The sequence below is a fragment of the Sciscionella marina DSM 45152 genome (genome assembly GCF_000379465.1).
GTDB lineage: Bacteria > Actinomycetota > Actinomycetes > Mycobacteriales > Pseudonocardiaceae > Sciscionella > Sciscionella marina.
Genome location: NZ_KB905406.1, coordinates 36,027 through 45,740, shown reverse-complemented (window position 1 = coordinate 45,740; position 9,714 = coordinate 36,027). Strand labels below are relative to the sequence as shown.

At 66.3% G+C, this 9,714-nt stretch carries 9 protein-coding genes; 2 read left to right on the top strand and 7 right to left on the bottom strand.

The genetic code is table 11. From position 1 onward, the window contains the following. The 3 genes from A37U_RS0128585 to A37U_RS0128575 form a co-directional block, all read right to left on the bottom strand. The coding region (locus A37U_RS0128585; RefSeq protein ID WP_020500106.1) for an acyl-CoA dehydrogenase family protein at positions 1-1,142 on the bottom strand (1,142 nt) is incomplete at its 3' end. Positions 1,143-1,357: 215 nt separating this feature from the next. Next, positions 1,358-2,569 carry a CaiB/BaiF CoA transferase family protein gene (locus A37U_RS45760; RefSeq protein WP_063712845.1) on the bottom strand — a complete coding sequence of 404 codons (1,212 nt, stop codon included), beginning with the start codon at positions 2,567-2,569 and terminating at the stop codon, positions 1,358-1,360. A gap of 259 nt (positions 2,570-2,828) precedes the next feature. Beyond that, entirely contained in the window at positions 2,829-3,209 is a 381-nt protein-coding gene (locus A37U_RS0128575) for a hypothetical protein (RefSeq protein ID WP_020500104.1), read from the bottom strand. Between the two features lie 210 nt (positions 3,210-3,419). On the opposite strand from A37U_RS0128575, the gene A37U_RS45755 reads away from it, so the two are divergent. Beyond that, positions 3,420-4,070 carry a methyltransferase domain-containing protein gene (locus tag A37U_RS45755; protein WP_051111763.1) on the top strand — a complete coding sequence of 217 codons (651 nt, stop codon included), beginning with the start codon at positions 3,420-3,422 and terminating at the stop codon, positions 4,068-4,070. Positions 4,071-4,088: 18 nt separating this feature from the next. On the opposite strand, the gene A37U_RS0128565 is transcribed toward A37U_RS45755, so the two are convergent. Then, entirely contained in the window at positions 4,089-4,412 is a 324-nt protein-coding gene (locus tag A37U_RS0128565) for a DoxX family protein (RefSeq protein WP_338055084.1), read from the bottom strand. 1,155 nt (positions 4,413-5,567) lie between these two features. Between A37U_RS0128565 and A37U_RS52000 the strand changes: the two genes are divergently transcribed. Beyond that, positions 5,568-5,927 (top strand): hypothetical protein, encoded by a 360-nt coding sequence (locus A37U_RS52000; RefSeq protein WP_157183085.1) that lies wholly within the window; start codon positions 5,568-5,570, stop codon positions 5,925-5,927. A gap of 235 nt (positions 5,928-6,162) precedes the next feature. On the opposite strand, the gene A37U_RS0128555 is transcribed toward A37U_RS52000, so the two are convergent. Genes A37U_RS0128555 through A37U_RS0128545 form a run of 3 tightly spaced genes read right to left on the bottom strand, consistent with a single transcriptional unit; the run spans position 6,163 to position 9,410 of the window. Next, on the bottom strand, positions 6,163-6,762 hold the full coding sequence (locus A37U_RS0128555; protein WP_026197702.1) for a TetR family transcriptional regulator: 600 nt from the start codon (positions 6,760-6,762) through the stop codon (positions 6,163-6,165). Positions 6,763-6,789: 27 nt separating this feature from the next. Beyond that, on the bottom strand, positions 6,790-7,914 hold the full coding sequence (locus A37U_RS0128550; RefSeq protein WP_020500099.1) for a hypothetical protein: 1,125 nt from the start codon (positions 7,912-7,914) through the stop codon (positions 6,790-6,792). Beyond that, on the bottom strand, positions 7,914-9,410 hold the full coding sequence (locus A37U_RS0128545) for an FAD-dependent oxidoreductase (protein ID WP_020500098.1): 1,497 nt from the start codon (positions 9,408-9,410) through the stop codon (positions 7,914-7,916). Before A37U_RS0128545 ends, A37U_RS0128550 begins: the two co-directional genes overlap by 1 nt. Between the last annotated feature and the right edge of the window lie 304 nt (positions 9,411-9,714).

Sequence of the window (9,714 nt, the reverse complement as noted above, 5' to 3'; positions counted from 1 at the left end):
TAGAGCGCTTCGGCGTCGGCGAAGTAGCGGGCCACGTTGTGGCCGAGCAAGATTCCGTTGCCGCCGAGGACTTCCCGGGCTCGGGCCACGGTGTCACGCATTTTTGTGGTGACGACGGATTTGGCCAGGGCGGAGTGCTCGTCCTTGTTGACGCCCTGGTCTTGCAGCTGGGCCAGACGCACCACCATCGACAGCGAGGCGGTGATGTTACCGAGCATGGTGGCCAGGTGATCCTGAATGAGTTGGAACTTCGCGATCGGCTGGCCGAACTGTTCGCGGGTGATGGTGTAGTCGCGGGCAAGTTCGTAGGCGGCCATCATGCAGCCGACCGAGCCCCAGGCCACTCCGCCGCGAGTTTGGCGTAGCACGTCGCTGGTATCGCGGAAGGTGTTGGCGCGTTGCAGCCGGTTTGCCTCGGGTACGCGGCACTCGTCGAGATTAATGTCGGCGTTTTCCACCGCGCGCAGGGCGATCTTTCCCTCGATCTTGGTGGGGTAAAAGCCGGGTGTGTCCTTCTCGATGATGAAGCCTTTGACGTGGTGGTCCTCGATATCGCGGGCCCAGACGACGGTCAGGTCCGCGAACGTCGCGTTGCCGATCCATTTTTTCTCGCCGGTGAGGACCCATTCGTCGCCCTCTCGGCGAGCAGTGGTCTCTAGACCCCCGGCGACGTCGGACCCGCCGTGTGGTTCGGTCAGGGCGAAGGCCCCGATCTTGTCCATGCGTGCCATGGCGGGCATCCAGAGCTGTTTCTGTTCGCCCGAGCCGCAGCGATCGATGCTGCCCATGGCCAGTCCGCTGTGGACTCCGTAGAAGGTATTGGTCGACGGGTCGGTGTGGCAGATTTCCAGGGCGAGGAATCCGCTCAGCAGGCGGCTTCCGCGGTGCTGCGACAGTCCTTCGTACATCACCCCGGCGATGTCGAGCTGACGGAATCCGTCGATGAGTTGGAAGGGGAACTCGCCTCGGGACCAGTAGTCGTTGGCGATGGGGGCGACCTGCTGGCGCAGAAAGACGCGTACCCGCTGCAGAAGGGCCTGCTCGTGCTCGGCCAACAGGTCCGCGAAACCGAAGAAGTCTCCCGGCAGCGGCGCGAACTGAGCGGGCTCTTCCGGGGGGCTCGATGATGAGGCGGAGGTCATGGCGTTGGCTCCTTGCTGTGTCGCGGTACCGGTGCGGCGGACGGGTTAAGGGTTCGGATGCGAGTACCTCCGCCCGTAGCTCGTCGGCTGCGTCGAGGCATCTTGAGCGGCCGTGGGATACTCACCGGCCGGGACAACCGCATTGCGCACCTGTGGTGGATCGATCGGCATCACCAGAACCCCGTGCCGGGTTCGCCTTGCGCATAGTCAGGTCCTCACCTCCCCGTCGTCTCGTCGACCACGATCACGCCCTGCTCGGCCATGGCCGCCACCTCGGCGGTCGCATAGCCCAGCTCGGCCAGTACCTCGGCGGAGTGTTGCCCCAATCTCGGAGGGTGGGTGCGCACCGTGGTCGGGGTGTCCGAGAACCGCAACGGGTTCCCGATCACCCGGTAGGCTCCCTCGGTGGGGTGCTCGGCGACGTGCAACAGACCTCCGCCGGTCGTGTAGTCATCGACAGGGGCTTCGTCGAGATTGAGCACCGGGGAGAACGGGATGCTGTGCTCGGCGCACAGACTCTCCCACTCGGCGGTGGTGCGCCCAGGCGCGACCTCGGCGATCAGGTCGTAGAGCTCGCCGTGATGAGCTGCCATGCTCTCCGCGTCGGCGAACCGGGGATCTTCGGCCACATCGCGCCGACCGATGGCGGTGAAGAAATCGCGAATGTTGCGCGGGGTGTAGGGAATGATGCAGGCCCACCCGTCCGCGGTCGGCATCGCGGCGTGGCCTGGCGAGAGCGACCGCGGGAACCCGACCGGGCCGGCCGGGGGCTCGAAGGTCTGCCCAGCCAGATGCTCGACGAGGTTGAACGCCAGCATCGTGTCCGCCATCGGCACCTCGATGTGCTGGCCCCGCCCCGTAGCGCGCTGATGAATCACCGCCGCCAGCACCGAGTACACGATCGTCAGCGCACAGACCTTGTCGGCCAGGATCGTGGGCACGTAGGTCGGCTGCCCGGTGGCCCGCCGCATCAGGTCCGTCAACCCCGAAGCCGACTGCACGATCTCGTCGTAGGCCGCCCGGTCGGCTCGCGGGGAATCACTGCGGAAACCCTGCGCACTGCAGTAGACCAAACGCGAATTCACCTTGGCGACGGCCTCGTAGTCCAAGCCAAGACGCCGCAACGCGCCGGGCCGGTTGTTGGTGATCAACACGTCCGCGCCACGGAGCAGCTCCAGCATCGCCCGATGCCCCTGATTGGACTTCAAATCCAGCGCCACGCTTCGCTTGTTGCGGTTGACGTTCAACGCCAACGCCCCCATCCCACCGCGGCCCTGCGGCTGGCTGCGCCGGGTCATGTCCCCCGGCGGCGGCTCCACCTTCACCACGTCGGCACCGAGATCACCGAGGATCTGACATGCGTACGGGCCCATCACCACCGCAGCCATGTCGATCACCCGTATCCCAGCCAACGCCGAGACAGACATATCCTGTGCTGCTGACGCCATCCAGCCCCTCCGCATCCTCCGCGTTGCCCAGTCCAGGCAACTGGTTACCCCGGCGCCGGCGCGGACAAACCCGATCGAGCCCTCCTTGTCACGATCCGGGACTGGTGAGGTCGCGTATTCACCTATCGCGAGCTCGTCATGAAACTGGCTGTGTGTGCTCCTCCGGGGCGTATCGGCTCCATCTCGCACCGGCCGGCCCGGCGAGCTTGCGGTGGTGACCTGGTGGTCGCCGAGCGCGTCAGAGACGATCGGAGTGCTTCTTCTCCAGTACGTGCTGGAGAAGAAACATGCCCGGGCGCGGACATTGGCAGGGCAGGATCCACACGCCCATCAACAGCACCGCCCAGACGGCTGCGGCGACCCCGATGAGCAGGCCCAGTCGGTAGGTCGCGGCTGTGTCCGAATCGACCTGCGTTGTGATCGCCGTGAGCACCGCCAACACGATCAATAGGCCCAGGAACACCGATCCGATTCCGCACAGTGCCGCACCGAGCCAGGTCGCTTTCCGCTCGGCAAGCTCATCGACGACCATTGTGGCCTGCGCATCCTGGGCTTTCGGGAAATACCGGCCCGGTTCCCGGCCCCAGCCGAGCTCGTCGGCCATCGCATGGACATCCATGCGATCCTCCGTTTCGTGCCTGTATGGCTGGTCGACGAATCCACCGCGCCCCACCAGTGGGTGCAGCCGATCGCGGATGTGGGCGGCGGGCCGTATCGTCGGATGGTATGTGCGGTAGGTATGCGGGAACGCGCACCGGCGACGAACTCAGGCACGCGTACCGAAGCCCGCCGTCGAAAGCCACACTTCTACTGGACGGAGCCGTGGACGATGCGGAAAGCGCTGGCACGCCAACTTGCTGAGCCTCATGGGCTTGGCGGTCGCCTCGTGGGTGCGGTGCTGAATCGGTATAACCATCCCAGTATGGCCACCGCCGCGGCCGAACTGGCGCTCTCGCCCGGTGCCACGGCCGCCGATCTCGGATTCGGCGGCGGGACAGGCCTGGGCCTACTGTTGAAGCACGTAGGCCCGACCGGACGGGTACACGGCGTCGACGTGTCAACCACCATGCTGGACCGTGCCGCCCGCCGTTACCGCAACCAGCTGGACAACGGACAGCTGCAGCTGCACACCGCCTCGATGACTCAGCTACCTTTGCCGGATGACGTACTCGACGGTGCCCTCACGTTCAACACCGTCTACTACCTCGCCGACCTCGACCATGCCCTTTCCGAGTTGCGACGGGTGTTATCCAGTACCGGCCGCGCGATCCTGGGCCTGGCTGACCCCGACGCCATGGCCGCACGATCGTTCGCCCAACACGGCCTGCGGCTCCGAGCGATCAGCGACATCACCGACATGCTGGCGCCCGCAGGACTGAGACTGACCGATCACCAGCAGCTCAACCACCGGAGCGAGACCTTCCACCTGCTGGTCACCGAACCACATACAGACCTCGCAGGCGCCAAACCCGTTGAGTAACCCGGGCAAGTCTTGCTGCTACGCGCTGTCTCTGCGCACCCGCAGCGCCAGGGCCACCAGCGGCCACTGCAGCGGCAGCCGGAGGTAGGCGAGGGCTCGTTGCCAAGCAGGCCTGTGCGACCGACGATAGTTCAGGGCCATCTGCACGTTGCCGGGCAACACGACCGCGAACAGCGCCGCACTCGCCCCCGCGCCCGACCGGCGCGTGCGCGGATGGGCAACTGCCGCTGCACAAGCCAATTCTACCGCGCCCGAACCGAGCACCCACGCCCGCGCGCTCGCGACCCGGCGCAGCGGGCCGGGAATCAACGGCTCGAACACCGATGACCGAATGAAGTGCACGGCACCCGCCGTGCCCAGCAACCCAGCCAGGCCTACAGCCCGGCGAGTGGCACGAGAAGAAATGGCCATCAAGCTATCGTGTCACACACCCGCCGACTGGGTCGGTTCGCCAGCCGTGCCGAGGCTGTCCTGGGAGTGCCGATCATGCGCATTGGTCGTGGACTCCGACCGTCGAGTGATCCGCACGCATCCGGCCAACTGCCGCAGCGTTGCTGCCGCCAGTGGCGCGTGGCGGGGCACAGTCGTGTCCATCGCCTCGCGACCGCGGTCGGAAGCCGGCGGACCCAACGATTCGGGACACCTGTGGTCTCCGAAAGTCCGGGAACTCGCTCATCCGGCGTGCGGGTGGCCTTGAGAGCGCCCACCGGGTCGGCGATCAGCGTCTTGAAGGTCGAGCACAGCGCGAATCGTTGCTCGGCACGGTGCGCCATGGCTGTGCCAGTGCGGATGTTTCGGGCATACACGTCGAGGCGCGCCGCGTACTTCTGGTCCGGTTCCCGCAACCCACGCTCGGTATCGCGAGTCGGTGAACCGGTGCCGCCGGTACCGGGGCACAGGTGAGCACGGCGGGCGAGGTCGCGAGACCGACTTGAACACGCCACGTCGGGACAGTCGGGAAGCGCTGGCCAGGCGGGGCCTCCAACAGCTCGTGTCGGTCGCCGGTTGTCGAAGCTCGGCGGGTGGCGGCACGCCCGCGTTCGTGTCCAAGATTCATTGTTGAAGAACCCATGACACATTGAGGCCGAACTCGCGATCGCCGTGGGGCGAGCGGTTGGCGGAGAGAATTGGCCCCGGTGATGGTGTCGCCGCCGATGTGGTCGGGTTGGCCCGTTCGAGTTCAGCTGTCGAGCTCGCGCACAGGTCGACGACGCGATCGCGGGTTCCCGGGCGTAGCGTTCGAACTGGTCCAGCGTCGCGTCGGCGGCATCGTCGGGGGAGCCGTGTGACACGTGGACGTAGGCGGAGACCGGGTGCGTATTGCCGTGGGAACAGCCGGGGTCGGCCAGGTACTGCTGGGACACGCGGATCAGGGGAATCACCGCCGGGCCACCGCTCGGCTGGAATTTCAGTAACGGACACCTGCAGAACAACTCTTGCACGCGGTCCAGGAACGCTGCGCCTACGCACTAGGGGAACTCCGCATGATCGTCCTCAGTGATACGCCGTCAACGGCAGCATTATCGCATCCCGGACGTGGCCACGGGCGTCGTCGAGGAGGGACACGTCCTGGTGCGCGATATGGCGGACGGGCACACCGGCCTGGCCTTCACCGAGCCACTGCCTGATGAGCAGACCGCCACGGCGATCCGTTTCCTGCAGCGGGCCCGCTATCGTGCGGACGCGTTCGCCCGATCCCTGCTCGGCGCCAGGCACAAGCGGACCAAGCTCGCCCCCGGCGACAACGGAAGAGCAGAGCTGCAACCGAATCCTTGCCGAAGAGCTCCTCTACGCTTGCTGCTGGAGCTCGGAAGACCAACGCGCGCGGGCACTTTCGCCATGGAACGTTCACTATGATTGTCGCTCCCGCGTGGCGCGGCCGACGGCCGACCACCCGCAGGTGAGCTGCCACTGGCGTGACCGGCATTGGCCCCACACATCTCGAGCGCCGCCAGGGCCGTTCACCACGCCGCCCACGGGAGGTTCGAGCGCCCCGATACCGCATATGGATTGGACCGGAGTTGGGGCGACGACGGTACCTCGTCTGTTCGCTCTCCTTTCCAGAAGCGGAAACCCGCTCTTGTCGCTGCCGTCATCCGCCGAGGGCCGGACCCAGCCAGCGGCGAACGAGGGCACGTAACTGGTCATCGGTGAGAGCCGGTATCGACGGGTACTGCAGAAACGAGATGAAAAGCCGCATCAGGATCTCGGCGAGCCCCTGGAGGTCCTCGTCGGTGGTGACGCCGGCAGCCGGCCAGTCGACCGGAAGGTCGCGGAGGATCCGCGCGCCAAGCGAGAAAGCCAGGGGAGAGGTGGATCCGGCGGTGAAGAAGTCAGCTTCACCTGCCTGCAGCAACAGGCCCATGTAGGGTTCGTCGGGGATGGTTCGGACAGCGAAAACGACGGATTCGATCGCAGCCTCGGCGGCGCTGCCGAATGCGGCCAGGTGGTGTTGCATGCGTTGCGCGAATTCGTCGGCGCCAGCCTGGGCGACGGCGCTGAGGATGTCCGCCAGACGCGGGAAGTAGCGGTACACGGTCTGCCGGGTCACTCCGGCCTCCGTGGCGACATCGGAGAAGCTGGTCTTGGCCAGCCCGGCACGATCGATACACGCCGTCGCCGCCTCGACGAGCCGGCGGCGTGCCTCGTCCTCGGTTCCCGGGGGGTTGCCCTGCCATCCGTGGTGGCCCATGCGGTCCATCTTCCCGGATGGAGTACCTCAGATGCCGGCGGGTGCCATGCGGCGTGTTCGGTCCCGCCGATACAACGCGGCCAGCAGCAGGCCGGACCCGATGAAGCAGGCGAGCGCGTACGGTCCGCTTCCGATCGGGGTTCGGTCGGTGGTGATGCCGTCGTGCGCGGTGAGGTACGCCGGCAGGGCACTGATCCAGAACACCGCCATCCCACCCAGGTAGAGCACGGGGTAGAACCGGACGAAGGCGGGCAGCGGTTCGTCCGGTCCGCGATCCCGAGCCCGCAGCTGCGAGACGACGATCCAGCCACCGGCCAGCCAGACCAGGGCGAGTTCGATGCCGAGGCTCCAGGCTTGCCCGGTGATGTTGGGGCTGTTCCCGCCGAATAAGCTCGACGGGATGCCGGCGATGGCCATGGTCGGCGGCGTCAGGACACCGGCCACCAGGACGCGCAGCACCAGCGACCACCCCCGGCGCGGACCGCCATCGGCGGCCGGACCGCCGGTCAGACGCACAACCAGAAAGGTCATGGCCGCCATCGAGACCGAGGCGAACAGCAGCATGCTGGTCATCGGCACCGAGGCCATCGCAGGGTGGTTGACTATGTGGTTGTCCGTGTTCCAGGCCCACCACTTCAGCTGCGGACCGAGCTGATCGAAGACCTCGTAGAACACTTGGCAAGCGAAGGCCACGGTCACCGACCCGGCCAGTACGCTACGGCGCTGGAAGATCCCGAGCGAGCGCACGAGCTCGTAGGCGACCTGGCTGATCATCGGGTAGAAGGCCACGATGTAGAGCGGCAACCGATCCGCCATGAACTGCACGGTGAACTGGTTGTGGGCGAAGATGAAACCGTACAACGTGTCGAGACCGAACCACTCCGGGAAATACAGCGGCGGCTCGGTCACGAAAAGGTAGACCAGCGAGGCACACCAGAGTGCCAGGTTGACCGGATCGCCTGCGCGGTAGCGGCGAACGGCGTGCACCAGGGCGAAGATCGCACCACCGACGACGAGCAGCTCAAGTAGTGGCATGGTCCAGTTCGCGAGATCCCAGGGGGAGCGGATCGAGGCCACCGGGGAGACGTCGTGGCAGTCGAAGCCGAGACCGCGGGTGACTGCCTCCACCCCCGGTCCGCACACGGCGCTCATTATGCGGCCGTTCGTGTCGCGGTATCGGCGGCGCCGCCAGGTGAGTAGTCGGTGTCCGGCGGTTCGGCCTGCGGGTCGAACGCGAAGGGAATCCGGTTTCGGCCTAAAGCCGCGCGGATCCGGTATCGCATAAGCCCTGCGATAACCCGCGGGTTTCGCATCATCTCCCCCAGCGATTCGTCGAGATTGAACACCTTGGCGAAGTGCTCATCGACCACAGCATCCTCGCGGGCGGCGCCGACGATGAGGCTGAACGCGGGACTGGATACGGATGCCAGGACCCGGCGCCTCCACTCGGGTGGCTTCTCCGTACCCACCGCACATTCGTAGCCCTGGTCCCTGACCATCGCCAGGCGCCACGGCACGCCGAGTACCTTGCGCTGCCCGGCGAGGAACCGCGCACAGAACTCCGCGTCGAGACGCCCGGCGCGGGAGAGGTGTTCACGCAACAGCAAGGCCGAACCCGAAGCGGAACTGATTCCCTGCGCATAGAACGGATTGAACGCGCAGATCGAATCGCCGATGAATGCCAGCCCCTGCGGAGGCCTCGACCAACGGTCGTAGCGTCGCCACTTGTTGCCGGTCGACCGGGTCAGGTGTACTTCCGAGGTAGGGGCGCACTTGTCCATCGCTGCCGCGAACAACGGTGTCCGCACCCGGCGTGCCGATTCGATGAACGCGTCGGCGGTGCGCGGCATCTGGATCCCCCATGAGCCCATGCAGGCGATGACGCGGTTCCCCTCGATCGGGAAGAAGTTCACCAGGAACTCGTGCTCAGCGGGGTGTTGCCCCTTGTCCGGGGTCGGCATGATCACCAGGTGTCGCCACCACCAGGACACGGGTCGCTGGTCGGCTGTGGGCAGGTCGTACCAGCGCGAGGTGTAGGTGACCTTGGCATCGAGAGTCTGCACCTGCGGCTCTGGCCACCCCGCCGCCACCAACCAGGCGCCGACCGAGGAGCCACGGCCCATCGCGTCCACGACGAAGTCCGCGTCAATGTGCTCGTCACCGGTGGATGTGGTGACATACACCCCGGTGACCGCGCCATCGCGGGTGCCGCCACCGCGTACGGTCAGGCCGCTCACTGCGACCCCCTCGCGGATACCCACGTTGGCCATGCCCCGCACCTTGTCGCGCAACACGCGCTCGATGAGGACTCGCGAGCTGTAGACCATCGTCATCGAGCTGCTCTTACGCGCCGACCAGCCCTCCCCGTCGAGATAGGCCGCGTCCATCGACGGCATCAGGTGCAGCCCGCCCGCGGCGATGAGTTCGTCTTCGAAGCCGGGGAACAATTCCCCGATCGCGCGCCGGCCCGAGTTCAGCAGGAAATGCGGGTGTTTGCTCTGCGGCACACCACGCCGGTGCTCGGCCTCTGCTGGAAGCTCATCGCGTTCCAGCACGACGACCTGCTCGAAGTGCGGCGCGAGCGCCCCCGCGGTGCACAGACCAGCGACACTGCCACCGAGGACGACGGCGGTCTTACCAAGCGTCATGCGGACCAACCTCCCGACATCATTCATACAGAATTACGAGAAATGTATGAATGATGTCGCCAGGTGTCAAGGAAGTGAGTACCCGCGACCATGTCTCACGGGCAGCCGCGCTGCGGCGGTGTCCGTATCACCACTGAACCCCCGCGGCGGTGTCGGAGCCGAGCTCGCCACAGATCCAGCGGCAGGACACGGGCGGTAACGGGTCCGGTCGCGCAGATTGGAAAGGTTGCGGGATGCGGTCCTGAAGCAGTCCCAATAAGACGGTCGGCTCTCAGCTGACCCGGCGGACGCCCAGCCGCTGTTT

What these genes read in the sequence shown, in the direction of transcription:
- A37U_RS45760 (WP_063712845.1), bottom strand. Translation starts at nt 2,569, where the DNA reads ATGTCTGTCTCGGCGTTGGCTGGGATACGGGTGATCGACATGGCTGCG.
- A37U_RS0128575 (WP_020500104.1), bottom strand. Translation starts at nt 3,209, where the DNA reads ATGGATGTCCATGCGATGGCCGACGAGCTCGGCTGGGGCCGGGAACCG.
- A37U_RS45755 (WP_051111763.1), top strand. Translation starts at nt 3,420, where the DNA reads ATGCGGAAAGCGCTGGCACGCCAACTTGCTGAGCCTCATGGGCTTGGC.
- A37U_RS0128555 (WP_026197702.1), bottom strand. Translation starts at nt 6,762, where the DNA reads ATGGGCCACCACGGATGGCAGGGCAACCCCCCGGGAACCGAGGACGAG.
- A37U_RS0128550 (WP_020500099.1), bottom strand. Translation starts at nt 7,914, where the DNA reads ATGAGCGCCGTGTGCGGACCGGGGGTGGAGGCAGTCACCCGCGGTCTC.
- A37U_RS0128545 (WP_020500098.1), bottom strand. Translation starts at nt 9,410, where the DNA reads ATGACGCTTGGTAAGACCGCCGTCGTCCTCGGTGGCAGTGTCGCTGGT.